At 55.4% G+C, this 26,081-nt stretch carries 21 protein-coding genes; 7 read left to right on the plus strand and 14 right to left on the minus strand.

All coding sequences use genetic code 11. The annotated features are described in order from the left end of the window. Positions 1 to 6 precede the first annotated feature (6 nt). From LOS15_RS11560 to LOS15_RS11570, 3 genes are all read left to right on the plus strand, one after another. Positions 7 to 1,788, plus strand: coding sequence for a sodium:solute symporter family protein (locus LOS15_RS11560; RefSeq protein ID WP_263066099.1), 1,782 nt, complete (start codon positions 7 to 9; stop codon positions 1,786 to 1,788). A 107-nt stretch (positions 1,789 to 1,895) separates the two neighbouring features. Continuing rightward, the gene (locus tag LOS15_RS11565; RefSeq protein ID WP_263066100.1) at positions 1,896 to 2,426 is read left to right on the plus strand and encodes a hypothetical protein; all 531 of its coding nucleotides are present in this window, start codon (positions 1,896 to 1,898) and stop codon (positions 2,424 to 2,426) included. A 75-nt stretch (positions 2,427 to 2,501) separates the two neighbouring features. Next, positions 2,502 to 6,443 (plus strand): NahK/ErcS family hybrid sensor histidine kinase/response regulator, encoded by a 3,942-nt coding sequence (locus LOS15_RS11570; RefSeq protein ID WP_263066101.1) that lies wholly within the window; start codon positions 2,502 to 2,504, stop codon positions 6,441 to 6,443. Positions 6,444 to 6,542: 99 nt separating this feature from the next. Here LOS15_RS11570 and LOS15_RS11575 read toward each other — a convergent pair whose 3' ends face one another. The 3 genes from LOS15_RS11575 to LOS15_RS11585 form a co-directional block, all read right to left on the minus strand. Beyond that, positions 6,543 to 7,205 carry a LuxR C-terminal-related transcriptional regulator gene (locus tag LOS15_RS11575; protein WP_263066103.1) on the minus strand — a complete coding sequence of 221 codons (663 nt, stop codon included), beginning with the start codon at positions 7,203 to 7,205 and terminating at the stop codon, positions 6,543 to 6,545. Between the two features lie 286 nt (positions 7,206 to 7,491). After that, entirely contained in the window at positions 7,492 to 9,441 is a 1,950-nt protein-coding gene (gene acs, locus LOS15_RS11580; protein WP_263066104.1) for an acetate--CoA ligase, read from the minus strand. Between the two features lie 169 nt (positions 9,442 to 9,610). After that, positions 9,611 to 10,159 (minus strand): SprT-like domain-containing protein, encoded by a 549-nt coding sequence (locus tag LOS15_RS11585; RefSeq protein WP_263066105.1) that lies wholly within the window; start codon positions 10,157 to 10,159, stop codon positions 9,611 to 9,613. Positions 10,160 to 10,250: 91 nt separating this feature from the next. On the opposite strand from LOS15_RS11585, the gene LOS15_RS11590 reads away from it, so the two are divergent. Then, positions 10,251 to 10,925, plus strand: a complete 675-nt coding sequence (locus tag LOS15_RS11590; protein ID WP_263066106.1) for a YecA family protein — start codon at positions 10,251 to 10,253, stop codon at positions 10,923 to 10,925. A gap of 15 nt (positions 10,926 to 10,940) precedes the next feature. Here the strand turns inward: LOS15_RS11590 and LOS15_RS11595 are convergent, their stop codons facing one another. The 7 genes from LOS15_RS11595 to ampD all read right to left on the minus strand — a co-directional run bounded on the left by LOS15_RS11595 (position 10,941) and on the right by ampD (position 20,280). Continuing rightward, the gene (locus LOS15_RS11595) at positions 10,941 to 12,062 is read right to left on the minus strand and encodes a phospholipase D-like domain-containing protein (protein ID WP_263066108.1); all 1,122 of its coding nucleotides are present in this window, start codon (positions 12,060 to 12,062) and stop codon (positions 10,941 to 10,943) included. A 27-nt stretch (positions 12,063 to 12,089) separates the two neighbouring features. Then, positions 12,090 to 12,815 carry a class I SAM-dependent methyltransferase gene (locus LOS15_RS11600; RefSeq protein WP_263066109.1) on the minus strand — a complete coding sequence of 242 codons (726 nt, stop codon included), beginning with the start codon at positions 12,813 to 12,815 and terminating at the stop codon, positions 12,090 to 12,092. Further along, positions 12,812 to 13,510, minus strand: a complete 699-nt coding sequence (tsaB, locus tag LOS15_RS11605; protein ID WP_263066111.1) for a tRNA (adenosine(37)-N6)-threonylcarbamoyltransferase complex dimerization subunit type 1 TsaB — start codon at positions 13,508 to 13,510, stop codon at positions 12,812 to 12,814. The genes LOS15_RS11600 and tsaB overlap by 4 nt, the downstream gene beginning before the upstream one ends. 109 nt (positions 13,511 to 13,619) lie before the next feature. Continuing rightward, positions 13,620 to 14,273 carry an adenylate kinase gene (gene adk / locus LOS15_RS11610; RefSeq protein ID WP_263066112.1) on the minus strand — a complete coding sequence of 218 codons (654 nt, stop codon included), beginning with the start codon at positions 14,271 to 14,273 and terminating at the stop codon, positions 13,620 to 13,622. A 237-nt stretch (positions 14,274 to 14,510) separates the two neighbouring features. Continuing rightward, positions 14,511 to 16,556: a pyruvate dehydrogenase complex dihydrolipoyllysine-residue acetyltransferase gene (aceF, locus tag LOS15_RS11615; protein ID WP_263066114.1), complete on the minus strand. Its 2,046-nt coding sequence runs from the start codon at positions 16,554 to 16,556 to the stop codon at positions 14,511 to 14,513. 57 nt (positions 16,557 to 16,613) lie between these two features. Then, positions 16,614 to 19,286, minus strand: coding sequence for a pyruvate dehydrogenase (acetyl-transferring), homodimeric type (gene aceE, locus LOS15_RS11620; RefSeq protein ID WP_263066115.1), 2,673 nt, complete (start codon positions 19,284 to 19,286; stop codon positions 16,614 to 16,616). Between the two features lie 418 nt (positions 19,287 to 19,704). Then, on the minus strand, positions 19,705 to 20,280 hold the full coding sequence (ampD, locus tag LOS15_RS11625; RefSeq protein WP_263069705.1) for a 1,6-anhydro-N-acetylmuramyl-L-alanine amidase AmpD: 576 nt from the start codon (positions 20,278 to 20,280) through the stop codon (positions 19,705 to 19,707). Positions 20,281 to 20,358: 78 nt separating this feature from the next. Between ampD and nadC the strand changes: the two genes are divergently transcribed. Next, on the plus strand, positions 20,359 to 21,213 hold the full coding sequence (gene nadC / locus LOS15_RS11630; RefSeq protein WP_263066117.1) for a carboxylating nicotinate-nucleotide diphosphorylase: 855 nt from the start codon (positions 20,359 to 20,361) through the stop codon (positions 21,211 to 21,213). Positions 21,214 to 21,218: 5 nt separating this feature from the next. On the opposite strand, the gene LOS15_RS11635 is transcribed toward nadC, so the two are convergent. Next, positions 21,219 to 21,746, minus strand: a complete 528-nt coding sequence (locus LOS15_RS11635; RefSeq protein ID WP_263066120.1) for a GNAT family N-acetyltransferase — start codon at positions 21,744 to 21,746, stop codon at positions 21,219 to 21,221. Between the two features lie 119 nt (positions 21,747 to 21,865). Here LOS15_RS11635 and tsaA point away from each other — a divergent pair, with 119 nt between their 5' ends. Beyond that, the gene (gene tsaA / locus LOS15_RS11640; protein ID WP_263069707.1) at positions 21,866 to 22,603 is read left to right on the plus strand and encodes a tRNA (N6-threonylcarbamoyladenosine(37)-N6)-methyltransferase TrmO; all 738 of its coding nucleotides are present in this window, start codon (positions 21,866 to 21,868) and stop codon (positions 22,601 to 22,603) included. A gap of 12 nt (positions 22,604 to 22,615) precedes the next feature. Here tsaA and purC read toward each other — a convergent pair whose 3' ends face one another. From purC to dapA, 3 genes are all read right to left on the minus strand, one after another. Next, positions 22,616 to 23,332 (minus strand): phosphoribosylaminoimidazolesuccinocarboxamide synthase, encoded by a 717-nt coding sequence (gene purC, locus LOS15_RS11645; RefSeq protein ID WP_263066122.1) that lies wholly within the window; start codon positions 23,330 to 23,332, stop codon positions 22,616 to 22,618. A 31-nt stretch (positions 23,333 to 23,363) separates the two neighbouring features. Continuing rightward, on the minus strand, positions 23,364 to 24,362 hold the full coding sequence (bamC, locus tag LOS15_RS11650; RefSeq protein WP_263066124.1) for an outer membrane protein assembly factor BamC: 999 nt from the start codon (positions 24,360 to 24,362) through the stop codon (positions 23,364 to 23,366). A gap of 78 nt (positions 24,363 to 24,440) precedes the next feature. After that, the gene (dapA, locus tag LOS15_RS11655) at positions 24,441 to 25,325 is read right to left on the minus strand and encodes a 4-hydroxy-tetrahydrodipicolinate synthase (protein ID WP_263066125.1); all 885 of its coding nucleotides are present in this window, start codon (positions 25,323 to 25,325) and stop codon (positions 24,441 to 24,443) included. A gap of 257 nt (positions 25,326 to 25,582) precedes the next feature. On the opposite strand from dapA, the gene LOS15_RS11660 reads away from it, so the two are divergent. Next, positions 25,583 to 26,059, plus strand: coding sequence for a peroxiredoxin (locus LOS15_RS11660; protein ID WP_263066126.1), 477 nt, complete (start codon positions 25,583 to 25,585; stop codon positions 26,057 to 26,059). The last annotated feature ends 22 nt before the right edge of the window (positions 26,060 to 26,081 follow it).

Consider the following 26,081-nt stretch of genomic DNA (forward strand, 5'->3'; position numbering starts at 1 on the left):
GCCAGCATGAGCCAGTTTGCAATTAACTTATTATTTGTTGGCGCCTCCTTTGCGCTCTATATCGGGATTGCGATATGGGCGCGTGCCGGCTCCACAAAAGACTTCTATGTCGCCGGCGGCGGCGTTCACCCAATTACTAACGGTATGGCAACGGCTGCCGACTGGATGTCAGCGGCATCGTTTATCTCTATGGCGGGTCTGCTCGCCTCCGGCGGTTATGCTAACTCTACCTTCTTGATGGGTTGGACCGGCGGCTACGTTATCCTTGCGATGCTACTCGCCCCGTACCTGCGTAAGTTCGGTAAGTTTACCGTTCCCGACTTCATTGGCGACCGCTTCTACAGCAACACCGCCCGGTTTGTGGCGATTGTCTGCTTAATCGTGGCATCGGTAACGTACGTTATCGGTCAGATGACCGGTGCCGGCGTTGCGTTCTCACGCTTCTTGGAAGTCAGCAATACTTGGGGCATCTGGATCGCCGCGCTGATTGTTTTCCTATACGCCGTATTTGGCGGCATGAAAGGCATCACGTATACCCAGGTAGCGCAGTACGTCGTACTGATTATTGCCTACACCATCCCTGCGGTCTTTATCGCCATGCAGCTTACCGGCAACCCGATCCCAATGTTCGGTATGTTTAGCACGCACACGGAATCTGGCCTTCCCCTATTAACTAAGCTAGACGAAGTGGTCAACGCGTTAGGCTTCCGCGACTACACCGCCGATGTGGATAACAAGCTGAACATGGTACTGTTTACCCTCTCGCTCATGGTGGGTACTGCGGGCTTACCCCACGTTATCATTCGCTTCTTCACGGTGCCGAAAGTTGCTGATGCACGCTGGTCTGCAGGCTGGGCGCTGGTGTTTATCGCACTGCTGTACCTCACCGCTCCTGCGGTAGGGTCTATGGCACGTCTGAACCTTGCCACCACCGTCTTTCCTGACATGGCGGGTCAAGTTGAAAACTACGACGAAGCTCTTGATAACCCGATTCTCTACGAAGATCGTCCTGAGTGGTTCCGCACCTGGGAAGAAACAGGCCTCATCGTTCATAATGATCTAAACAACGATGGTCGTATCCAGATGTACAACAACGCTGCTGACTTCTCTGACCGTGGTTGGGCAGGTAATGAGCTTGAAGTTAACAACGACATCTTGGTACTCGCTAACCCTGAAATTGCGAACTTACCAGGCTGGGTTATTGGTTTGATTGCAGCGGGCGGTATTGCGGCAGCACTCTCAACGGCTGCGGGTCTACTGCTGGCCATCTCGTCTGCGATTAGCCACGACTTGATCAAAACCATGATCAATCCAAAGATCTCTGAAAAAGGAGAAATGCTCGCGGCGCGTATTTCCATGGGTGGTGCGATTCTGCTAGCAACCTACCTGGGGCTGAATCCACCAGGGTTTGCGGCACAAACCGTGGCACTTGCCTTTGGTATCGCGGGTGCCTCCCTGTTCCCAGCGCTGATGATGGGTATCTTCTCTAAGCGTATGAATAGCAAGGGTGCTATTGCCGGCATGCTGGCAGGCCTGATCTGTACGCTGCTTTACATCTTCACCTACCTTGGCTGGCTGTTTATTCCAGGCACCAATATGCTGGCTAACACACCAGACAACTGGATCCTAGGTATCTCTCCGCTCTCCTTCGGTGCAGTAGGTGCGATGATCAACTTTGCAGTTGCGTTTGCAGTCTCCAGCGCAACGGAAGAGCCTCCTCAGGAGATTCAAGACCTGGTGGAAAGCGTTCGCTATCCGAAAGGTGCTGGTGTAGCAGTTGATCACTAAGTCATAATCATTCCTTCTATCAGGCATACGGCCAATAGAGACGTGGAATGACAGCTTACCATCGGGCTTCCTCAGGGAAGCCCGATGGCTTTTAGAAAGGATATTGTATGATTTGGCACTTAGTAGCCGCCGTATTTGCCGGACTTGCCGCCGCGGGTATTGGCTTGATACTCAGAACCCTCAGCGGCAAGCGCCTTCCCAAGTGGATTGTTCCTGTCTGCGGTGGATTAGGCATGCTGGGTTACCAGATTCAGGTGGAGTACTCCTGGTTTGACCATAAGCAGGCACAGCTGCCGGAAACGGCCATCGTGATTTCCAGCGATACGTCCAGTGCGGTTTGGCGTCCATGGACCTTCGCCTTTCCAATGACGACCAAGTTTAGCGTGGTCGATAGCAGTAACGTGCTTGGAACCAACACTGACGACGGGCTGGTGGCTGAATTTATTCTCTACCAATTCGAACGACAGCACACCGACATCCTGACCACTCAGCCCTACGTGCTGAACTGCACAAACCGTGAGCTGGCACCTATCCACCCCGACACCCAAGACGTGGAACTTAGCCAGCTGCGTAGGCTGCGTGAATCTTCGCCGCTATTGGAGCGTGTTTGCCAACTCGCTTTGGAACAGCAGACGTAACCTCTTCCTTCGCCTAGAATAGGGCACTTTGCACGCGTTAAACGCTAAGCGCAGCACTCTACATGGGGAGAGATTATGTTTCATGGCGGGCTGCTGATCGCGGTATCACTGCTCTATATTGCGATTTTATTTGGGATTGCCTGGCACGGGGATCGGCGCGCCCGCACTCACGGTGCCAGCCGCCGTCGGCCAATCATCTACAGCTTAGCGCTAGCGATTTACTGCACTTCCTGGACGTTTTATGGCGCGGTAGGTCAAGCAGCCACCGCTGGCTGGTCATTTGCCAGCATTTTCGTCGGCCCTATCCTAACCTTCCTGCTGTTCTGGCCAGTGCTGGCTAAGATGATTCGCGTGGCGAAGCACCAGAACGTTACATCGATCGCCGACTTTATTGCGTCTCGCTACGGTAAAACCCAATCCCTTGCCGCCTTTGCCAGCCTCGTCGCGCTAATTGGTACCCTGCCCTATATCGCGCTTCAGCTTAAAGCCGTCTCCACTACCTTTGGTGTACTGACGGACGCCTCGGATATGACCCATACGCCGCTGTTTGGCGACACGGCTTTTTACGTTGCCATTGTGATGGCGATTTTTGCCATCCTCTTTGGTACCCGGCACACCGATGCCACTGAGCACCATGAAGGACTTATTCACGCCGTTGCCTTTGAGTCGCTGATAAAACTGCTCGCCTTCATCATCCTGGGGATCTTCGTTACCTGGGGAATGTTTGATGGCCTTGGTGAACTGATGGGTCATGCGGAAAGCCAGCTAGAGCTTCAGCGCCAGCTCGCCAACCAGGATTTCGGCCAAAGCTTTTGGGCACAAACCCTGCTCGCCATGCTGGCGATTCTCTGCCTACCGCGCCAATTTCACGTCGCAGTTGTCGAAAACATCCACCCAGACGATGCCAATAAGGCCCGCTGGCTGTTCCCGCTCTATTTGCTGGCCATTGCGTTTTTCGTAGTACCGCTAGCCGCCGCGGGCCTGCTGCTTTTCTCTGAAAGCGGCGTAGAACCTGATACCTATGTATTAGCGCTTTCTATGGCATCAGGGCACGAATGGTTGATGCTACTCACGTTTATCGGCGGCTTCTCCGCTGCTACCGGCATGGTCATTGTCGCGGCAGTGGCCGTTTCTATTATGATCTCAAACGAGATCGTGATTCCGGCGCTCTTCAGGTTGCGCTGGTTTGATACCAAAGCCCGTGATTATGGCCGCCTCGTACTGCGAGCACGCCGCTTAACCATTGTGGCTGTACTGGCGATGGCGTACGGCTTTTACCAACTGATTGCTGAATTCACGTCGCTGGCGTCTATCGGCATGCTCTCCTTTGCCGCCGCAGCTCAATTTGCCCCCGCGCTGATTGGTGGGCTTTACTGGAAGCGCGGCAACCGCTTAGGCGTTATTGTCGGGATGAACGCGGGCTTCGGCATTTGGGCCTATAGCCTTCTGATGCCCGCCATGATTAATGCGGGTGTATTGCCCTCGGAATGGCTAGCAGGCGGCCCCTTAGGGCTTGCCTGGTTATCGCCCACGGCGCTGTTTGGCCTCAACCTAGGCGACACTTTTACGCATGGCGTTATGCTCTCACTGGGCCTTAACCTGTTTTGTTACATCTTTGTTTCCCAGATCACCTCCCAGCGCGTGGTCGAGCGCATCCAGGCATCGCTGTTTGTCGATAGCGTCGAAACCCGTCAAACCTCGGTTAACCGCCCTTGGACGGGGGCCACCACGGTGGGCGACTTAAAAGTACTCTGCGAACGATTTCTGGGTGCTGGCCAAGTAGATCGTGCCTTTGAAGACTATGCACGCCGGGCAGGTAAGCCGCTAGACGACGGCACCCGTGCCTCCATTGACGTTATCCAGTTTACCGAGCGTTTTTTGGCCTCAGTCTTAGGTGCCTCCTCCGCGCGGATCGTCGTCAACTCGGCTCTTCAAGGGCGCGGCATTGGCATTTCAGATGTTATCTCCATCGTCGATGAAGCCTCCCAGGTACTGGAGTTTAACCGCGCCCTGCTCCAAGCCACGATTGAAAATATTAACCAAGGCATTAGCGTTGTTGACCAAAACCTCAGGCTCGTAGTGTGGAACCAGCGCTATTTGGAGCTATTTCGCTTCCCTGACCATTTAATTCGGGTGGGTGCGCCCATGAATCGCATCTTCCGCTATAACGCCCACAACGGCGAGTACGGCCCAGGAGACCCCGAAGAGCACGTCCAACTTCTGTTGGATAACATTCGCGATGGTCAGCCCCATCGCTACGTACGCTATCGTCAGGATGGCAGCGTACTGGAAGTTCAAGGCAACCCGATGCCCGGCGGCGGCTTTGTCTATACCTACCAAGACATTACCCAGCAAAAGCGCATCGAAGAGGCGCTGATTCGCTCTGAAAACAATATCCGCATTTACACCGACAATGTGCCAGCGTTAATCGCTTACTTCGATAAAGAGTGTCGCTACCTATTTACCAACCGCGCGTATGAGCAGGCGTTTAACATCGATCGAAATGCTGTCATTGGGCGGCGTTACGAAGAGGTTCTTCCCGTAAAGCAAGCTGAAGAGCGCCTGCCCTGGGCCAAGCGTGCGCTAACAGGGGAGCGCGTCAGTTTTGAAGTCTCGATGCGCGTGAACGAAGCAATGCGCTATATGCTGGTGACCTACACGCCCCACTTTGGCGATAGCCAGTCAATACTGGGCTTTTTTGCGCTTTATCAGGATATTACCGAGCGCCGCCAAGCTGAAATTGCGCTTAAAGAGACCAACGAAACCCTTGAAGAGCGTGTCCGAGAGCGCACTCAGGCACTCTCTGAAGCCAATGCGGCACTACGCCAAGAAAACCGTGTGCGTGCAGAGGCCGAACAGGCGCTGCGCCAAGCCAAACAGCTAGCCGAAGATGCCAATGCCTCCAAAACGCGCTTCTTGGCTGCCGCCAGCCACGACCTGCTGCAACCGCTCAACGCTGCGCGCCTGTTTACCTCTGCGTTAATGCAAAACGTCACGACGAGCGATACCCAGCGCATTGTCGGGCACATTGATAACTCCCTTCAGGCCGCCGAAGAGCTGCTCGGCACCTTGCTGGATATTTCCAAACTGGATGCCGGCGCACTCACCCCGCGGCGCAGCCACTTTGCACTGGCAGATATTATCCGCCCGCTACGCGCTGAGTTTGAAGTAATGGCTGATGATCGCGGCCTGGATCTCAACGTCGTGCCGACAAAGCAGTGGGTCGACTCTGACCCACAAATGCTGCGACGTATTGTGCAAAACTTCCTTTCCAACGCGATTCGCTATACCCAGGAAGGGCGCGTGCTGCTGGGCTGCCGTCGTTACGGAGACCGCCTCTCCATTGAAGTTTGGGACAGCGGCCCCGGCATTCCTGAATCGAAACTATCGGAAATCTTCCAAGAGTTTCGCCGCTTGGATCAGGTATCGCGCCATAAAGAGAGCGAAAAGGGATTAGGGCTAGGGCTCTCTATTGCCGACCGCATGAGCCGGGTACTGGACCACCCCATTAAGGTACGCTCCTGGGAAGGCGTGGGTACCGTGTTTGCGGTAAGTGTACCTGTCGTGGCAGCACGTGAAACTTTGCCCACCGACCAAGAACCTCAAGGGCGCCGTGGTGGCAATAAGCTGTCGGGCACGCGAATAGTATGTATCGACAACGAAACGCTGATTCTTGAAGGCATGACTGCCATGCTAAGCGGGTGGGGGTGCGAGGTGTTTACGGCCACCAGTATTGGCGGGGCTAAATCGATCCTGCGCAATATGGATGGCGACCCGGACGCTATTTTAGCGGATTACCATTTGGACAACGAAGTAACGGGCTTAATGGCTCTGGAAGCCCTCAGCGATCGGCTCACAAACGCTGTACCCGGCATTGTGATTACGGCTGACCGAACCGAAGCCGTGGCCGAAGAGATTAAACGGGCGGGTTATCAACTGCTATTGAAGCCGGTTAAGCCTGCAGCGCTGCGTGCCCTGTTAACACGCACGCTTCAAGCTAGCCGAGCCGCTAACTAAGTGCATAGCAAGAAGTAGCCAATGATAGCTCTCTTTATAAACGACAGCGCCGCGCTTACGTTCCCATAAGCGCGGCGCCAACCCGCAATCTAAAGCGCGTTACGACTCGACTTTAGGCGGTTCTACTTCCAGTTTTTGCGCAGCAATAACTGCTTGAGTACGCGAGTGTACGCCCAGCTTGCGCAAAATCGCGGTAACGTGGGCTTTAATCGTTGCCTCAGAGACGCTCAGCTCATAAGCGATCTGCTTATTTAACAGGCCTTCGGTCAACATATTGAGCACGCGAAACTGCTGTGGCGTTAGCGAAGCAATCGCTTCTGCAAAACGCGACTCCTCTTCACTGGTCTCTTCCAATACGTTGGCTAACGCTTCAGGTAGCCATACCTCACCCTGCAGAATTTCTCCAACTGCTTCAGCGATTAACTGTAGGGAGGAAGACTTAGGAATAAACCCGGACGCACCATAGTCGATGGCGCGACGCACCACGTAGGGCTCATCGCTACCGGATACAACGGCGACCGGGATATCCGGCATCTGGCCGCGCAGCTGAATCAAGCCCGAGAAGCCGTGGGCACCGGGCATATGTAAATCCAGCAAAATCAAATCGGCATCAGGATGACGATTCACAACGTCATTAGTGGCGGCCATCGTGTCAGCTTCGACAATCTCAGCCTGAGGGGCCAACTGGCGTAACGCCTGGGTGAGCGCTGCACGAAACAGTGGATGGTCGTCAGCGACGATAAACTTATGGGCTACTGCCATGGATATTCCTCCGGTTCCTCGAGCAGCGGGGTTGCCTGCCGCCGCGACGCTAGGCTCTTACGGTTGAAGCATGGTACCCCATGGGCTTCGTCATGCCCAAGCATCACATGCACAATTTGTTATCTATAGGTTATCCGATTAAAAACAGCAGTGCCGGCTCCACGGCCGGCACTGCTACGAATTAGCGTAATGTGACAGATACAACATAGCAATCGCTTAACTCGTTCGTTCAAAATAAGTGTGTTGAAAAGCAGCCCCTGCGACCCACCAGCAGGGGCACGCAGCGCTACTGATTAGCGCGATGCTCAATCAGCTCATCCACCACCGATGGGTCGGCCAAGGTGCTGGTGTCTCCTAAGCCATCGCACTCATTCGCGGCGATCTTGCGCAGAATACGGCGCATGATTTTACCAGAGCGCGTTTTGGGCAATCCAGGCGCCCATTGGATCACGTCCGGCGAGGCAATCGGCCCGATATCTTTACGCACCCACTGGGTCAGCTCTTTTTTCAGCTCGTCGCTTGGGTCGATGCCATCATTGAGAGTGACATAGATATAGATGCCCTGCCCTTTGATATCATGAGGGAAACCAACCACCGCCGCTTCAGCTACGGCAGAGTGTGCCACGAGCGAGGACTCGATCTCTGCAGTACCCATGCGGTGGCCAGAAACGTTGAGAACGTCGTCCACACGGCCGGTGATCCAGTAGTAGCCATCCTCATCACGGCGGCAGCCATCGCCCGTAAAGTACATGCCATCATAGGTAGAAAAATAGGTCTGTACGAAGCGCTCGTGATCCCCCCAGATAGAGCGCGCCTGACCTGGCCAGGAGTCTAGGATAACTAGGTTCCCCTCAGCAGCCCCTTCCAACTGATGGCCTTCGTTATCGACCAGTGCGGGCTTAACGCCGAAGAAAGGCACCGTGGCAGAGCCTGGCTTAAGGTCAATGGCGCCAGGCAGCGGCGCAATCATGAAGCCACCGGTTTCTGTCTGCCACCAGGTATCCACAATGGGACACTTCTCGTTACCAATGACGCGATAGAACCACTCCCAAGCCTCAGGGTTGATTGGCTCGCCCACAGAACCCAACAGGCGTAGCGAATCACGTTTACTGGAATCCATAACGCTATCGCCATGGGCCATTAGGGCACGCACAGCGGTAGGCGCGGTGTAAAGAATGTTGACGTTGTGCTTATCGACGATTTCGCCCATACGGCCATGGGTGGGATAGCTAGGCACCCCTTCAAACATCAACGTAGTCGCACCGTTAGCCAGCGGCCCGTAGACAATATAGCTGTGGCCTGTCACCCAGCCTACATCAGCGGTACACCAGTAGATCTCGCCTTCTTGGTAGTCGAAGACATATTGGTGGGTCATTGCCGCATACGTGAGATAGCCACCGGTCGTGTGCTTTAAGCCCTTTGGCGCGCCGGTAGAGCCGGAGGTATACAGAATAAAGAGAGGATCTTCAGCGCCCATCGCTTCTGCAGGGCATTCGGTGGACTGTTTGTCGACCAACTCATCAAACCAGAGATCGCGACCATCCTGCCACTCAATATCGCCGCCGGTGCGTTTCACCACGAGGACGTTTTTACATACGTCCGTTCCTTCACGCTTGAGCGCTGAGTCAACGTTCTCTTTCAGCGGCACATGCTTGCCACCACGTACCGACTCATCAGCAGTGATCACCAGCTTGGAGTCGGCGCCAATCACCCGTTGAGCAACCGCATCTGGCGAGAAACCGCCAAAAATGACCGAGTGAACGGCACCAATGCGGGCGCAGGCAAGCATTGCCACCGCCGCTTCCGGAATCATGGGCATATACAGCGTAACAGTGTCGCCTTTCTTGATACCCAGCGACTTCAACCCGTTGGCTAACTGGTTAGTCCGCTCATAAAGCTCACGGTAGCTAATATGCTTTGAATCATTGGGATTATCACCTTCCCAGATGATGGCGGTTTGGTCACCACGCTTTTCTAAATGGCGATCCAGACAGTTAGCACTAACATTCAGTTGGCCATCTTCGAACCAGCGAATATCAACGTTATCGCGTGCAAACGATGTATTTTTAATTTTGGTGGGCGTTTTGATCCAGTCGAGACGTTTAGCCTGCTCGGCCCAGAAACCATCCGGGTCATCCATCGACTGTTGATACATGGCTGCATATTTATCTTTATCTGCCCACGCACTGGCGGCGATGCTATCGCGTACCGGGTAGACGTTTTTATGTTCGCTCATGAAATTGCCTCTATCCGTGAAAATGCACTCTCTGGAAAATGGTGTCGGCATTATTATTGGTCGCACCGACTCGTTTAATATTTACCTAGCATAAACCTACCTGAGCCGGCTTCCTCTTAGACATTGGTATTAACATTTTTAATATAAAAAACAAAAGGTTAAAACTGTTTCAAGGTTTACTAATAGTGCAGTAGACCAAGGTCTGATCACATTCACGGCAGCGGTAACGACGCCCCCTTACCACTAAAGAGTGACGCCGCTTGGTAAAATAGTGTATCTGGCAGTCACACCGATATGCGTAAGGCCGTGACTGCGCCTGCTGAATATCAAATTGGTGAGTTACTTTGGGCGCTAAACCAAACAAATCGCGCATCACCGACTGCCACTCGCGCCCATGAGGTTTTAAACGCGATCCGTTTGCCAAGTGAAATACTAGCCAATGGGCCATTTCATGAGGGATGACCTCATCAAAATATGCGCTGCGATTACCCTCTAACAGCACTGGATTAAAGCGCAGCCCTCCTTTACCAAGGTGCGCTTGGCCTGCAGAGGCCCCTTTTAGGTCAAACCATACCCTGGGTGCTGGCAGTTCTGGATACACTTCTTGGCAGCGCGCTAACGCTTCGTGTACCCGTGACCGGGCCGCTTTATGCAACGCTTGAGTCGATAACGCTGCTAATTGCTCAGGTGGCCAAGTGGGCAGTGGTGAGGTCTTCATTAGTGATAAACTAGCCGTTAATAACGTTGCGAACGATTGTTACCGATCAGCATCCGTTTCACAAAGACGACTTTATAAAACGAGGCTCCCCATGGCAGAGCGCAATAACGTGCCAGCAGAAAATTCGTCCGAAAACGTCCCACCTCAACCGCTGCTGGAGGATGAGCAGCTGGATAGGCTGGATGACTTTTTAGATTCCGAGCAGGTGGGGGAAGATGCTCTCGACCTCATTTCTGCGCATGGCTTTTTAGTCGCGTTGGCAGTCGCGCCTAGCGAGCAGCCTACCGCACAGTGGCTCGAAGAGCTGTTTCAGGGTGAGCCTAGCTACCGCAATGACGCCGAACGCGATGACATTATTCATCTGCTCACCCTGCTGCGGGACAACGCGATGGCAGTGCTGGAGCAAGGCGGCTTACCCGAGCTGCCCTTTGAGCTCACCTTGGATGGCCTACCCGCTGAAGAGACGCCGATTGGCGATTGGTGCGCGGGCTTTATGGAAGGCGTCTTCAGCGATGAGAGCGCCTGGTTCCAAGATGACGAAGAAGCGGCGGCCACTCTGCTGCTACCCTTCATGCTGCTGTCCGGGCTATTCGAAGACGAGCCAGACATGGCGGAAATGGCCCAGGATCAAGCTAACCAGGAGAGCTTGGTTGCTCAGCTGCCTGAGCTAGTGCTTGACCTCTACTTGCACTACCGTGTACCGCCGGAAACCGCCAAACCCAAACCGCGTAAGAAAACGCCGGCGAAAGGCAAAAAACGCAGGTAAGCGCCTGCAAGGCAGCTATTTAAGACGGGTAACCATCGCGTCCATCAAACCATAGATCCACTCTCTAGCGCGCTGCCCCCAGGGGCGCGCAGCCCAGGCGGCAGGATCGACCTCCTGGCTGACGGCAAAATTTCGCTCAAACAGCGCACGCACGTCGTCGGCCACGGTTTCAGACTCCAACTCTTGGTTCGCTTCAAGATTCCAATGCAAATTCCAGTGGTCGAAATTACATGACCCCACGCTGACCCAATTATCTACCAGTACAAATTTGGCGTGGATAAAGGTAGGTTGGAATTCAAAAATGCGCACGCCCGCTTTAAGCTGCGCCTGATAGTAACGCTGTCCGGCGTAGCGCACGCCGGGGTGGTCATGCTCGCAGCCTGGCAACAGCAGACGCACATCAACTCCCCGCCGGGCCGCCTTGATCAACCGACGCCGCAGCGAAAAGGTAGGTACAAAATAGGGGGTGCACAGCCACAGGCGATCATTCGCTTGGTTGATACGTCCATACAGTGAGTGACGAATAGCCTGGTAGCGATACCCTCTAGCGGATACCACCCGCCCCGACACACCATCAGGATAGCGTTCAGGCGGTCGCTGCGTAGCGAGCCCTGTTGTCGTTAAATTACCTTTCTCAGCACGGGTTAACCGTGAGCGCCACAGGCGACGGAACAACGTTTCCCAATCCGCCACTACCGGGCCTTCCATTCGCACCGCAACTTCGTACCACGCATCCAGGAACTCATCCACCGCCCCAAAGCCACCGGTAAAGGCAACCTTGCCATCTACTACGACAATTTTGCGATGATCACGGCTTAAATTACGGGCCAGTGAATGAAAACCAATCGGATTGAAAAGTCGTAACTGAATGCCCGCCTGCTGCAGCCGGTTACGCTCAGCGCTGCCCAAGCCCATCGCGCCATAGCCATCCAGCAATAGATAAACGTTTACCCCACGCCGAGCGGCACTCATCAGCACATCGCACACTTGGTCCGCAAGCTTGCCCGACTCCATTAGATACAGCTCGACCAGCACGTAGTACCTGGCCTGACTGACCGCCTCAAACATGGCCGGCAGAAAGCACGACGCTTCTGGCAGCAGAGTAACGCGATTCCCTTCTCGCCACGCATGCTGCATACAGGCTCCTTTTTGCGTTGAGAAACGTTAACGGGTTAGCGAACGATGCACGTAAAGATCGTAGCGGCTCGTTTTCCCCTCAAGGGTATGCTGGGGAGCAGGCCCGGCAATGGGCGGCGCCTTACGAGGCCGCTTAACCACAACGCGATGCGTTGCCACATCCAACGCTGCCTCCAGCAGCCTAGGAGCGTCATTATCGTCGCCGGCCAGCTCTCGAAACAGGCGCATCTCTTTTTTCACTAGTGCAGACTTTTCGCGATGGGGAAACATCGGGTCAAGATGAATAACCTGGGGGGCAAATTGCGCATCGGCCACCAGCTCAGCCAGGGCATTGGCGGCATCACCATGGCGCAACTGCATACGTGCCGCAATCGCGGCTGTCTCTTCCGCTTGCGCCGCTCTAGAAAGGCCATCGTTTAGCAGCGCAGCAATGGCCGCTACGCGCTCTATTAACAGTACCTTTGCGCCTAAACTTGCCAGCACAAACGCATCGCGTCCTAGCCCTGCAGTAGCATCCACGATGCTTGGCGTTGCCCCTTTAGCTAAGCCACAGGCTTTGGCCACCAACTGCCCTCGGCCGCCCCCAAACTGGCGTCGATGAGCCGCCTTTCCCGCGACAAAATCAACGCTTAGCGGCTTACCATACTGCTGCTCGCTTCCGACAAGGGCTAGCTGGCCTTCATGCTGGGCCAAGGTAAGCCCAGCAGGCAGCACTAACGCTTCAGGCAGTGTGCGCCACGTGCTATCGCTCATGCGGGCTTTTTCCACGCCACATCGTTACGTAGGTACACCGGCTGGGCGTCATGGGCCGCCTGTCCCAAACCAGTCTCCAAATCACGCAAGCCAAGCCACGCCATCTCTTCGGCCCTCGGTTCAAGGTCACTAAGGTACTGAGTCATGTTGGCTTGCACATCGGCAGTAAACTGCTCCCATAAGCTAAACCCTGAACCAACGCCCACCCAGTCGGTTTCATCTGAGGGCAGATGCAACCTTTCCGGTGCCATCACGACCTCATTGCTTTGGCGGCTAACGCTATCGTTTAAACAGTGCCACGTCGCCACGTAGATTTCCCCCATACGCGCATCCAACGCGGTGACGACATGGCGAAAATGGTAGCGCCGGTGAACCTGAAGCGCGAGTGCTTCCAACGTGGAAATGCCCAGCAAGGGACGATCCAACCCAAATGCCAAGCCTTGGGCCGTACCTGCTGCGATGCGCAGGCCCGTAAACGAGCCAGGGCCACGCCCAAACGCCACCGCGTCTAACTGCTGGGGAGAGACTTGCGCCTCTGCCAGCACGTCATCCACCATGGGCATCAGTCGGCGCGTGTGGGCGCGCGGGGTTAGCTCAAAACGCGCAATACACTCACGCTCTGCTCCCTCTTGACGTATTAGCGCGGCTGAACAGGCGCTGGAAGAGGCGTCCAGCGCGAGTAAGAGTGATGGCATAGCAGTTTCATACTCAGGAGAAATAGAGAGGCATTATACCGCTGCAGAGCCTTAACGACGATGGCCCGCACAAGGCGGGCCATCGTCGTTAATACAGGGCACATATCGCTTAATTTAGCGCTTCTTTTACCTGACGAGTAATATCAGCAACGCTGCCGATCCCCTCAACGCGATGGTACTGGGGAGCGGTTTGCGGATCTTCTTTAGCCCACTGCTGATAGTAATCAACTAACGGGGCGGTCTGGTCGTGGTACACCGATAAACGATTACGCACGGTAGACTCTTGATCATCTTCACGCTGAATCAGCGCTTCACCGGTCACGTCATCTTTACCCGGCTCTTTAGGCGGATTGTGTTCAACGTGATACACGCGACCTGACGCCGGATGCACGCGGCGACCCGCTAAACGGTTAACAATTTCTTCATCAGGGACGGCTATTTCCAGCACATGGTCAAGCTTTACGCCGCCCTCTTTCATGGCATCCGCTTGCGGGATCGTGCGGGGAAAACCATCGAATAGAAAACCATTGGCGCAGTCTGGCTGGCTAATGCGCTCTTTCACCAAGTCAATAATGATGTCATCGGAAACAAGACCACCGCTATTCATGATCTCTTTTACTTTTAGGCCCAGCTCAGTGCCATCTTTGATTGCCGTGCGCAGCATATCCCCAGTGGAAATTTGGGGAATCTTATACTGCTCACAAATAAACTGAGCTTGAGTTCCCTTCCCCGCCCCTGGGGCACCCAATAGGATTAAACGCATGGCACTGCTCCTTGAATGATCGCAATAGAATAAAATAATGAGTCGACAATAACCGTGCCGTAAAGACGACACAACTCTCCAAAAGCCTGAAAGACGCTTTTTTTAGTACTTTTTTAAGTTAAAACAGCAAAGTGGCCGTTTCTTGTACTTTGGTCACCCCTGTTTTGGGGCGCTAATAGGCTACAAACACACACGGCGCCCCAATGGGCGCCGTGTGTCGTTCTGCTTTATAACGGTTTACAGCAACAACCGTCGAATGTCGGTTAGCACATCCGCCAGGAAAGCGGTAAAGCGCGCCGCATCGGCACCGTTAATCGCCCGGTGATCGTAGGAGAGCGAGAGCGGCATCATCAAACGCGGCTGGAAGGCACTGCCATCCCACACCGGTTTCATTTGCGCTTTCGATACGCCCAAGATCGCCACTTCCGGCGCATTAACAATCGGCGTAAATGCCGTGCCACCAATCGAACCCAGGCTCGAAATCGTGAAGCAGCCGCCGGTCATCTCGTCACGCTTGAGCTTCTTGGTTTGCGCTTTCTTGCCCAGCTCCGCCATCTCCTTGGCAATCTCAATCAAGGATTTTTGGTCGGCGTTGCGCACTACCGGCACCATCAGGCCCTCCGGCGTATCCACCGCGATACCGATATGCACGTAGTTTTTCCAGACCAGCGTATCGCCATCGCCTTTCAGGCTGACGTTAAACTGGGGGAACTTACGCAGCGCAAAGGCACACGCTTTGACCATAAACGGCAGCGGCGTGAGTTTTGCGCCCTGCGCTTCCGCTTCGGCCTTCATGGCTTTGCGGAAGGCTTCAAGCTCAGTGATATCCGCTTCGTCGAACTGGGTCACGTGGGGGACGTTGAGCCAGCTGCGGTGCAGGTTGGTCGCGCCCATCTTGAGCAGGCGGCCCATGGGCTTCTCTTCCACCTCACCAAACTGGCTGAAGTCGACCTCGGGAATCGCAGGAATACCCGCCCCGCCCGTTGCTGCCGGCGCGGCTGCTGACGCGCTGCCTTGGTTAGCAATCGCTTGCTTGACGTACGCCTGCACGTCCTCTTTCAGCACGCGGTCCTTCGGGCCACTGGGCTTCACTAGGCCAAGATCAACGCCCAGTTCGCGGGCTAACATACGTACCGCCGGGCCTGCGTGAACCAGCTTGCCATCACGTGGCTTATGCGCGGCCATTTGGGCTTCAGGGCTTGGCGTACCGCCGCTGGCGGCAGGCTTAGCACTGGATGGGCTACTAGCGCTGCTTTGCGGTGCCTTTTCAGGCGCCGCTTTTTTCGGCGCCGCCTTTTCGGTACCGGCGACTTCGATATAGCCGATCACGTCGCCTTCAGAGACGGTGTCGCCCTCTTTCACGGTCAGCTCTAGGAGCTTGCCTTTATAAGGGCTTGGCACGTCCATCGACGCTTTGTCAGATTCTAAGGTGATCAGCGGATCTTCTTCGTTGATCTCGTCACCGGCAGCCACACCGATTTCAATGATCGGCACATCAGAAGAGCCTGACAGATCCGGGACGCGAATCTCTTTACGCTCGGGTTCGCCGCTGCCGCTCGCTTCTTCGGCACTCTCTTCCTCAACCGCTTCTTGCGGCGCACTGCTGGCGGCGGATTCAGCTTCCTGGGCAGGCGCCTCGTCTTCGTCACCACCGTCGCCCGCGATCTCCATCTGGCCGATGACGTCGCCTTCCGACACCGTGTCGCCCTCTTTGACGGTCAGCGCCACGATCTTGCCGCTATGGGGGCTGGGCACGTCCATGGAGGCTTTGTCCGACTCTAGCGTGATCAGGGTGTCTTCGGCTTCGACCTCATCGCCTTCGCCTACGGCCACCTCGATGATCTCGACGCTGTCCGAGCCGCCAAGATCGGGCACTGTGATATCTACCGTCTGCTTACCACCGGCGGACTTTTTAGCCGCAGGCTTCTGCTCTTGCGGTTGCTCTTTAGACTGTTCTTGAGAAGGCTCTTTGGGTGTTGCTTGCTTGGCTGGAGCCTCTTCAGGCTGGCTGTCAGACGAGCTCTCTTGCTGCTCGTCGCCGCCACCCTCGACTTCCAGCTCAACGATGTCGTCGCCTTCGGAGACGCTGTCGCCTTCTTTGACCAGCACTTTGAGCACCTTGCCGCCTTTCGGGGCGGGGACGTCCATGCTGGCTTTGTCGGATTCCAGGGTGATTAGGGTGTCTTCCGCTTCAATGACGTCGCCTTCTGACACCGCAATCTCGATGATTTCGACATCGGTATCGCCACCGATGTCGGGAACTTTGATAATTTCGCTACTCAAGGTCGCGCTCCTTCCAAATCGGATCGAGCCGGCGGGCACCTGCCCGCCGGGCAGCGTTTAGCTGGTCAGCGGGTTGGGCTTGTTGGCATCGATGCCGTACTTCTTCAGCGCCTCGCCGACGTGCTTGCGGTCAAGCTCGCCCCGGTCGGCCAGCGCTTTCAGCGCGGCCACGGTGACGAAGTAGCGGTCGACTTCGAAGAAGTAACGCAGCTTCTCACGGGTGTCGGAGCGGCCAAAGCCGTCGGTGCCGAGCACGGTGTAGTCATTCGGTACCCAGGCACGCACCTGATCCGCGTAGAGTTTCATGTAGTCGGTGGAAGCAATCACCGGCCCATCGCGGCCTTCCAGGCATTTCGTGACGTGGGGCTTGTTGGCCTCGGCGTCCGGGTTTAAGAAGCCTTCACGCTCGAGCAGCAGCGCTTCGCGGCGCAGCTCGTTAAAGCTGGTGACGCTCCAGATGTCGGCGCCAATGCCCCAGTCGTTGGCCAGAAGCTCGGCAGCGGCTTCGACTTCGCGCAGGATGGTGCCGGAGCCCATCAGCTGCACGCGGCCGTTGTCGCCCTTCGTTTCGTTGAGCAGGTACATGCCTTTGATGATGTCGTCCGCGGGCACCGTCTCCAGGGCGGGCTGCTCGTAGTTTTCGTTCATGACGGTGAGGTAGTAGAAGCAGTTCTCTTTGTCGGTGAACATGCGCTTCAGACCGTCTTGAATAATCACCGCGACTTCGTGGGCGTAGGTCGGGTCGTAGCTGCGGCAGTTGGGGATGGTGGAGGCCTGAATCAGGCTGTGGCCATCCTGGTGCTGCAGGCCTTCGCCGTTGAGCGTGGTGCGCCCGGCGGTGCCGCCGACCATAAAGCCGCGGGCTTGCAGGTCACCGGCGGCCCAGGCTAAGTCACCAATCCGCTGGAAGCCGAACATCGAGTAGTAAATGTAGAACGGCAGCAGGGTGACGTTGTTGTTGCTGTAGGACGTCGCCGCGGCAATCCACGCGGACATGGCGCCGGCTTCACTGATCCCCTCTTCGAGAATCTGGCCTTTCTGATCCTCGCGGTAGAACATGATCTGGCCTTTATCGACCGGCTCATACTTCTGCCCTTCGGAGGTGTAGATGCCGAGCTGGCGGAACATGCCCTCCATGCCGAAGGTACGCGCTTCGTCGGGGATAATCGGGACGACGTGCTTACCGAGTTTCTTATCCTTCACCAGGCCGTTGAGCACGCGCACAAACGCCATGGTGGTGGAGACTTCACGGCCTTTGGAGCCGCCCATTTGCGAGGCAAAGGTTTTGTCTTCGAGGCTGGGGATCTCTAGCGCCTCAAAGTCGCTGCGCCGGCTCGGCAGGTAGCCGTTTAAGCGCTCGCGCTGCAGGTGCATGTACTTAAGCTCGGGGGAGTCCTCTTCCGGCTTGTAGTAGGGCACCTCTTTGAGCTGTTCGTCGGTGAGCGGAATGCCGAAGCGGTCGCGGAATTTACGCAGCGCTTCGTACTCCATGCTCTTGACCTGGTGGGACTCGTTGGCGGCTTCGCCGTCGCCGCTGCCCATGCCGTAGCCTTTGACGGTGTGCGCCAGGATGACCGTGGGCTTGCCGTTGGTTTGGTTAACGGCTTCGTGGTAGGCCGCGTAGACCTTGAACGGGTCGTGGCCGCCGCGGTTGAGCTTCCAGATATCCTCGTCGGAGAGGTCTTTGACCATCTCTTCGGTTTCGGGGTACTTACCGAAGAAGTGCTCGCGGGTGTAGGAGCCGCCGTTGGCCTTGTAGTTCTGGTACTCGCCGTCGACCGCTTCGTCCATGCGCTTTTGCAGGACGCCCTTCTTGTCTTTCTCGAACAGCGGGTCCCAATGACGGCCCCAGACCACCTTGATGACGTTCCAACCGGCGCCGCGGAACACGCCTTCGAACTCGTCCATGACACGGGAGTTGCCGCGTACCGGGCCGTCCAGGCGCTGCAGGTTGCAGTTGATCACGAAGATCAGGTTGTCGAGGTTCTCACGACCGGCCAGGGAAATCGCGCCCAGGGATTCCGGCTCGTCGCACTCGCCGTCGCCCATAAAGCACCAGATCTTACGGTCGTGCATGTCTTTGAGCTCACGGTGATGCAGGTACTTCATCACGTGGGCTTGATAGATCGCCTGAATCGGGCCCAGGCCCATGGAGACGGTGGGGAACTGCCAGTAATCCGGCATCAGCCACGGGTGCGGGTAGGACGAGAGACCATCGCCGTCGACTTCGCGACGGAAGCGGTCCATCTGGTCTTCGGACAGGCGGCCTTCCAAATAAGAGCGCGCGTAGATACCCGGCGCGACGTGGCCCTGGATGTAGATCAGGTCGCCTTCAAAGTCGCCCTTGGGGGCGCGGAAGAAGTGGTTAAAGCCCACGTCATACAGCGTGGCGGACGACATGAAGCTGGCAATGTGACCACCGAGCCCTGGGTTCGCGCGGTTGTTGCGAATCACCTGGGCGATGGCGTTGTAGCGAATCAAGGAGCGAATGCGACGCTCCATAAACAGATCGCCGGGCATGGGGGCTTCGCGGTGAACCGGAATGGTATTACGGTGCGGGGTTGTCACCGAGAAGGGTACCTTCATCCCATCCCGACGCAGGCGATCCGCCAGGCGGGTCATCAGGTAACGGGCACGATCTTCGCCCTCACGATCCAGTACCGATTCCAGGGAGTCCAGCCACTCCGTGGTTTCGACCGTATCGAGATCTTCTCTTGTCTCCAGACTCATAGAGGTCTCTCCGAATGACGATAAATGACAATGAGCCCCGCTAACCCATGGGGCCTGGGGCAGCTGCGGTGTTTAGCCACCACAAGCCAATAAACAGCCGACGCATGTGCGCCGTGCAGGGGTTTTCGTTCTACATTCAATGAGCTACATGCTTTTAAATGTAGTAAAGCTACAAAAATGTCGTAAAAGTTAGCCTTTTGTATATGCGAAGATACCGCAAAGTCGTCACTCTGCCAATTCCAACACGCGGGAAAAGTCTATCGAAAACAAACTACTGCACCGCAACATAAGAAAAATTCTATGCTTTAGTCGCAGCTAATTGGCGCGCAAAAATGTAGCCAAACTACCGTTTGTTTTACTTGCAGGTGAAGTACTTAATTAATTTTCCAACGTTCCTAAGCCTATTTATAAAACAACATTACAGCACGCTCTTTGGCTCTAGCTGCTGGTAAAAATAAGCCCAATCAAACGTTGGACCGGGGTCCGTTTTTCTTAGTGGGGCGACATGCGCATGACTGGTAATGCGCGATCTATCCAATAATGGGTAGCGCAACATCAGCCAATGGGACACAGCCACCAACGTTTGATACTGCGCCTGAGTGAAAGGTGTTAAGTCATCACCTTCCAGCTCTATGCCCACTGAGAAATCATTTAATGCGGTTCGCCATTCGTGTTGGCGCCTGTCCCACCAGCGTGAACGCCCAGAATGCCAAGCGCGATGATCCGTATCAACAAACTGTACACAATGTCCATCGCGACGAATTAAAAAGTGCGCGGAAACGCGCAGGTGAGCAATCTCCGCAAAAAAAGGGTGCTCGTCCGGTACTAATTGATTGGTGAACAGCGCTTCAATCGCACCACCGCTAAACTGGCCTGGCGGAAGGCTAATCGCATGAATCAACAGCAGCGATACCTCATTGGTTGGCCTGCGATCGTAGTTTGGCGATGCCACCTGTCTCGCCGTTTCCCAGCCACCAGTGGTTTCATTATTCATCACGGGCACACGCTCCTCTACGTTGACGCTGACTTTCACTATAATGCGGTTCACACTTGATGACGCCCAGAGACCCCCATGCATTATCAAAACGCACTTGCCGAAGAGATCCGTTCCAGCGCCGCGCACCTGTTGGCCGAAGACGTTGGCCCAGGCGATATTACCGCGCAGTTAATTCCTGAGAACCAGTGGGCCACCGCTAAAGTGATATCCCGAGAGACAGCGGTGCTGTGCGGCGTCGCCTGGGTGGATGAAATATTTCGCCGCTTGGATAGTCGTGTCACCCTGCGCTGGCAAGCGGCAGATGGGGACACGCTCGTTGCAGAGCAATGCTTTTTAGAGCTGGAAGGCCCCGCCCGCAGTCTGCTCACCGGCGAACGCGCCGCGCTTAACGTCCTGCAAACGCTCTCCGCCACGGCAACGGCAACACGCCGTTACGTCGACTTAATTGAAGGCACCGGTGTCCGTTTACTCGATACCCGTAAAACGCTACCCGGCATGCGACTTGCCCAGAAGTATGCGGTTACCTGTGGCGGCGGCCATAACCACCGTCTCGGTTTATGGGATGCGTTTTTAATCAAAGAGAATCACATTGCTGCTTGCGGGGGCATCCAAGCTGCCGTTGCACAGGCCCGCAAGCTGGCAAGCGATATTCCCGTTGAGGTGGAAGTGGAGACCTTTGAAGAACTCGATCAGGCATTGGCCGCCGGCGCCGATATTATTATGCTCGACAACTTCGCCTTGGAAGATTTGCATGTTGCAGTGGAAATTAACGGCGGCCGCGCAACGCTGGAAGCATCTGGCAATGTGGATGCGACGACCTTAAAAGCCATTGCTGACACAGGCGTAAACTGCATTTCCAGCGGCGCCCTGACCAAAGACGTGCAGTCCATCGACCTCTCCATGCGGATTACCCAAACCTTTAACGTCTAACCCGCTTAGGTTTCCACCGCGTTTAACGGTTTTGTCATGCGGTAACGTTTTAGCCGCTCACCGCTACGCTCAACCCACTGCTCGCCGTGGTCGTTAAACCCTCGGCGAAGCAACCGCTCATAGAGCACCAAGCTGGCTTCAATTTCCACATGGGATTGGCCCTGCTCCAACAGGAGGCGCTCGGCGTGAATCAGCAGCGTCGTGCCAATCCCCCGCCCGCTCAGCGAAGGCCAAACGTAGAGCGTTTCGATACGCCCGGTGGTTAAACCCAGCTCTAAAAAGCCCACACAGCGTCCGTCGCAGGTTGCCACCAAGGTGGTATAAAGTGCCTGGCGAGCAGCCCAAGCGCTCGCTTCCCGTGGCAGCGCATTCGCCCAGGCACGGCGCTCGCTCAGGTCATAATGCGTGGCGGCTCCCTGCATCACTGCGTGATAAAACACCTCAGCTTGATCGGCAGCGTCTCGCGCTAAACCCGCGCGATATACGATACGCGTCTTCGAGGCAGGCGCTTTAGACTCTTCCATTTTCGTCATGCGTTACCTCTGAGCTGTTGAGCTATCGTTCGGTGCATCATTCAAGCAGGCTTAGGCCATTGAGCTGCTTTATACTACGCCCACTACTTCTCAATCTACCCTTACAAAAGGCAATCATGATGGATGACGGCCCGCACGGCGAACACTTTTCGATCACGCCCATTGGCTATATCGAAAGTGACTACCCCGATAAATTCGGTGTTCCCCGCCAGCCAGGGCTAGCGCCCGACGCTCATGCTAGCCTCGTACTGATGCCACCTTACAACGACCCGCTTACTGTGCGCGGCTTAGAAGACTTTAGCCACCTATGGGTCTCGTTTATTTTCCACCAAAGCCCGACACGTTGGACGCCATTAGTGCGTCCACCCCGCTTGGGCGGCAATCGTAAAGTGGGCGTGTTTGCCAGCCGCAGCACCCACCGGCCGAATCGGTTAGGCCTTTCGCTGATCGAACTAGGTAACGTCGACACATCTGACGGGGTGCGCCTGCAGCTTGTAGGCTGCGATTTAATCAGCGGCACCCCCGTGGTCGATATTAAACCCTACCTACCTTGGGCAGAGGCAAAACTCGATGCAAAAGCAGGCTTTGCGCCGCATGCTCCCGACCGGCTTTCCGTGTGTTTCAGCCAAGCCGCCCAGATAAGCCTCGCCGCCCGGACCGACGGCATATCACTCCACGCGCTCATCGAGCAGGTGCTGGGGCAAGACCCACGCCCTGCCTACCAGCGCAATGGCGCCAGCGAGCGTACTTACGGCGTACGGCTGCGGGATGTCGATGTAAAGTTTCGCGCTATTATAAAACCAGGTGCTAAAAACAGTGCCACCACCTTAGAGGTGGTGGCAATCGACCCATTTTAGGCATAGCTATCGCTATGCGGGAAAGGTAATCCCCAAGCGGCGACCCACTTCTTCGTAGGCTTCAATAACGCCCCCCAACCCCTGGCGGAAGCGGTCTTTATCCAGCTTCTCGCGGGTGTTGGCATCCCACAAGCGGCAGCCATCTGGGGAGAACTCGTCACCCAACACCACCTCACCTTTGAACACACCAAACTCAAGCTTGTAATCCACCAGGAGCATATCGCCCTCAGCAAACAGCTGTTTGAGGATGTGGTTCACTTTAAAGGTTAGCGCTTTCATTTTTGCCAGCTGCTCGGGAGTCGCCCAGCCAAAGGTTTCCGCCAGCGACTCGTTAATCATCGGGTCGCCCTTCTCATCGTTTTTCAAAAACAGTTCAAAGGTCGGCGGGGTCAGGGCAATGCCCTCTTCAACGCCTAAACGCTTAACCAGGCTGCCAGCAGCGATATTACGTACAACACACTCAACCGGGATCATCTGCATTTTTTTAACTAAGCTTTCGTTGTCAGAAAGCTGCTTTTCAAAATGCGTAGGGATTCCCCCCTCTTCCAAGCGCTGCATAATGAACGCATTGAAAATGTTGTTCACCATCCCCTTACGGGCTAACGCCTCTTTCTTTTTGCCGTCAAAAGCGCTGGTATCATCACGAAAGTGCAGTACCAGTACGTCAGGGTCGTCAGTGGTGTAAACAGATTTTGCCTTACCGGCATAGAGCTCTTGGCGCTTTTCCATGGGGACTCCGAAAAGGGTGCAGCATTAAAAATTAACGTAAATAGCCGGAGACACGCTCAAGCAACTCGCGCTGATCATCGGCACTCAAGCGACGCTCGCTGGCATTGATCGCACGTAGTATGGTCTGGTCACCATTCGGCTGCAGAGCTAGGCGAATTTCCTGAGACATACGGCGCACATCTGGGCTAAAGACGATTTGCAGCGGGTTGCGACCACGCTCGCTTTCCGTCATATATTCAACTAAGAACTCATAGTTTTCCGCAGAGGTGTCAAGTAAATCACGCTGGCCTTCAACGCTAAAATCGAGCGCCAAATAGTGATTTAGCTCGGCCCAAACACGGTCAACAGGCTGGGGTATCACTACTTGCCACTCGTCGTCTTGCTGACGTATCTGTAGCGTTTGCTGACTGGCCAAGCGCTGAGCTGTCCACGAGGAGGATGCACTGGCGCTCGCGCTGCGCGCACCTAAGTACTGCTCTAACGCGTCAAGGCAGTTGGCCTGGGTTTGCCCGCCTTGCTCGCAGCGGACTTCACTGCTGCCAGCACGTAACGCGCTTTGCAAACGCAGCGTCGCCTGAGAGGTTTCAATAACGCCTTGGTTGGCATTACTCTGCTGCACGCCTAGCTGGCGGCTGCGTGCAAAAGCTTCTAACTGCGGCCACACGGCACCGGTTTCAGCGGCGATGACTAGCCACGACTGATTACCTACCTGACGGCGCTCCACGTAATCGGGCTCTAAACCGCTCCCCACCGTCAACGACTGCGGTGGCGCGATGTCGGCCGCGCTCTCAATCCGCGTGCCTTGGGTCGCGGCTTGTGGCACTGGCATGACATCACGATAACGCTGGGTATTACGAGTTTCAGGCAGCACTAAGGGCGGGGCAGGGGCAGCTTCGGTGTAATCCAGGTTACGATCGTGGTAGTAACCATCTCGCGCGCAGCCAGCAAGCGCAACCGCCGTTGCCAGTGCCAGCGGTATCCATTTAAGCACGCGTTTCTCAAGCACAGGTTTTTTAAGCACAGGGCTCATCAAGCCACCTTAACAGTCAACAAATTAGATACTCGGCGGGCCAAGGCAACGCCGAGTAGCAAGGGGTATCGCGCCGTGTTACTCCTCTACAACGCCCGCAAGCTGCAGCGCCTCGCTGACGGTGCCATGGTACTTCTCCGACAGCCATGTCAGCGGCAGGCGAATACCCGCGTCCATATAGCCCATACGATGCAACGCCCACTTTACTGGAATCGGGTTGGACTCGATCCCCAAATTCGTATGCAGCGGCATCAGGCGCGTGTTGAGCTGGTGCGCTTTATCGGCATCACCCGCAATGGCTGCTGCACATAAATCGTGCATCGCTTGCGGGGCAACGTTGGCGGTCACGGAGATATCACCATGCCCCCCCATCAACATAAAGTCACACGCCGTCGCATCATCGCCTGAGTAGAGCATAAAGCCACTGCCTTTCAAGCGATTGATTAGATCTTCGGCACGCTCAAGGTTCCCGGTGGCATCTTTTAGACCGATGATATTATCCACCTCGGCCAAGCGCAAAACGGTCTCGTTGTAGAGATCCGAGCAGGTGCGGCTGGGCACATTGTAAAGAATTACCGGCAGCTTGCTGCCCTCAGCCACTGCCTTGAAGTGCTGGTAGAGGCCTTCCTGGGTGGGCTTATTGTAGTAGGGGCAAACCGACAAGCAGTAGTCAGCGCCCACTTCACCGGCGTAGCGCGCCAGCTCAACCGCTTCAGATGTAGCGTTGGCACCGGTGCCTGCAATGACAGGAATCCGGCCATTCACCTCTTCAACCACGCTACGAATCACGTCAAAGTGTTCAGCAAATGACATGGTAGTTGGTTCACCCGTGGTGCCCGCTGCGACAATGGCATCGGTACCGTTGTCGAGGTGGAAATTCACCAGACGACGAAGCGCCTCCCAGTCGATGTCACCATTGACCTTCATCGGCGTCGCCAGGGCGACAATGCTACCTGTGATCATCCGTTTTTCCTCACCTGCAAAATGTTGAAATCAACCAACCGCATGCGACGCGATAACGTACATAGCGCTAAAACGCAGCATTGACACGTTTAGGAGCATGGTCAGCCCCGCCCATAAACACCAAATGGTACTCAGGCGACCCAAGCCTGTACAGCGTAAAGCACAGTGAGTTTGCTTACCCTGGGCAATCAGCTTTGACAGGCGGGCTGCACTTGCGTGTAATTCTTATTGAACGTTACCCCACATCAGGAGCTTATATGTCAATTGAACTTGGCCAACCCGTCACCAACTTTTCCGCCACTGCCACGGGCGACACCACCATTACGCTTTCAGAGCTTAAAGGCAAGCAAGTCGTCATCTACTTTTATCCTAAAGCCAGCACGCCGGGTTGCACGACGGAAGGAGGTGATTTTCGCGACCGTAAACACCAGTTTGATGCGGCTAACACGGTCATTATCGGTGTTTCCCGGGACGGCATACGTGCCCAAGAGAACTTCAAAGCCAAGCAAAACTTTAACTTCGAACTCATTTCCGACAAAGATGAACAGGTTTGCCAGCTGTTTGACGTCATCAAGTTAAAGAAAATGTACGGCAAGGAGCATTTGGGCATTGAGCGCAGTACGTTCTTAATCGATAGCGAAGGTAAACTCGCCAAAGCGTGGCGTGGTGTCAAAGTGCCGGGCCATGTTGATGAGGTGTTAGCCGCTGCTGAGACTTTGCACGCCGAGCACTGAGAAGACGTTTCCTAGCTAGCAT

This window comes from Halomonas sp. 7T, assembly GCF_025643255.1.
In the GTDB taxonomy this organism is placed as follows: Bacteria; Pseudomonadota; Gammaproteobacteria; order Pseudomonadales; family Halomonadaceae; genus Vreelandella.

Excerpts from the sequence above, each read along its gene's own strand:
- LOS15_RS11560 (WP_263066099.1), top strand. The coding sequence starts at position 7 with ATGAGCCAGTTTGCAATTAACTTATTATTTGTTGGCGCCTCCTTTGCG.
- LOS15_RS11565 (WP_263066100.1), top strand. The coding sequence starts at position 1,896 with ATGATTTGGCACTTAGTAGCCGCCGTATTTGCCGGACTTGCCGCCGCG.
- LOS15_RS11570 (WP_263066101.1), top strand. The coding sequence starts at position 2,502 with ATGTTTCATGGCGGGCTGCTGATCGCGGTATCACTGCTCTATATTGCG.
- LOS15_RS11575 (WP_263066103.1), bottom strand. The coding sequence starts at position 7,205 with ATGGCAGTAGCCCATAAGTTTATCGTCGCTGACGACCATCCACTGTTT.
- acs (WP_263066104.1), bottom strand. The coding sequence starts at position 9,441 with ATGAGCGAACATAAAAACGTCTACCCGGTACGCGATAGCATCGCCGCC.
- LOS15_RS11585 (WP_263066105.1), bottom strand. The coding sequence starts at position 10,159 with ATGAAGACCTCACCACTGCCCACTTGGCCACCTGAGCAATTAGCAGCG.
- LOS15_RS11590 (WP_263066106.1), top strand. The coding sequence starts at position 10,251 with ATGGCAGAGCGCAATAACGTGCCAGCAGAAAATTCGTCCGAAAACGTC.
- LOS15_RS11595 (WP_263066108.1), bottom strand. The coding sequence starts at position 12,062 with ATGCAGCATGCGTGGCGAGAAGGGAATCGCGTTACTCTGCTGCCAGAA.
- LOS15_RS11600 (WP_263066109.1), bottom strand. The coding sequence starts at position 12,815 with ATGAGCGATAGCACGTGGCGCACACTGCCTGAAGCGTTAGTGCTGCCT.
- tsaB (WP_263066111.1), bottom strand. The coding sequence starts at position 13,510 with ATGCCATCACTCTTACTCGCGCTGGACGCCTCTTCCAGCGCCTGTTCA.
- adk (WP_263066112.1), bottom strand. The coding sequence starts at position 14,273 with ATGCGTTTAATCCTATTGGGTGCCCCAGGGGCGGGGAAGGGAACTCAA.
- aceE (WP_263066115.1), bottom strand. The coding sequence starts at position 19,286 with ATGAGTCTGGAGACAAGAGAAGATCTCGATACGGTCGAAACCACGGAG.
- ampD (WP_263069705.1), bottom strand. The coding sequence starts at position 20,280 with ATGAATAATGAAACCACTGGTGGCTGGGAAACGGCGAGACAGGTGGCA.
- nadC (WP_263066117.1), top strand. The coding sequence starts at position 20,359 with ATGCATTATCAAAACGCACTTGCCGAAGAGATCCGTTCCAGCGCCGCG.
- LOS15_RS11635 (WP_263066120.1), bottom strand. The coding sequence starts at position 21,746 with ATGACGAAAATGGAAGAGTCTAAAGCGCCTGCCTCGAAGACGCGTATC.
- tsaA (WP_263069707.1), top strand. The coding sequence starts at position 21,866 with ATGGATGACGGCCCGCACGGCGAACACTTTTCGATCACGCCCATTGGC.
- purC (WP_263066122.1), bottom strand. The coding sequence starts at position 23,332 with ATGGAAAAGCGCCAAGAGCTCTATGCCGGTAAGGCAAAATCTGTTTAC.
- bamC (WP_263066124.1), bottom strand. The coding sequence starts at position 24,362 with ATGAGCCCTGTGCTTAAAAAACCTGTGCTTGAGAAACGCGTGCTTAAA.
- dapA (WP_263066125.1), bottom strand. The coding sequence starts at position 25,325 with ATGATCACAGGTAGCATTGTCGCCCTGGCGACGCCGATGAAGGTCAAT.
- LOS15_RS11660 (WP_263066126.1), top strand. The coding sequence starts at position 25,583 with ATGTCAATTGAACTTGGCCAACCCGTCACCAACTTTTCCGCCACTGCC.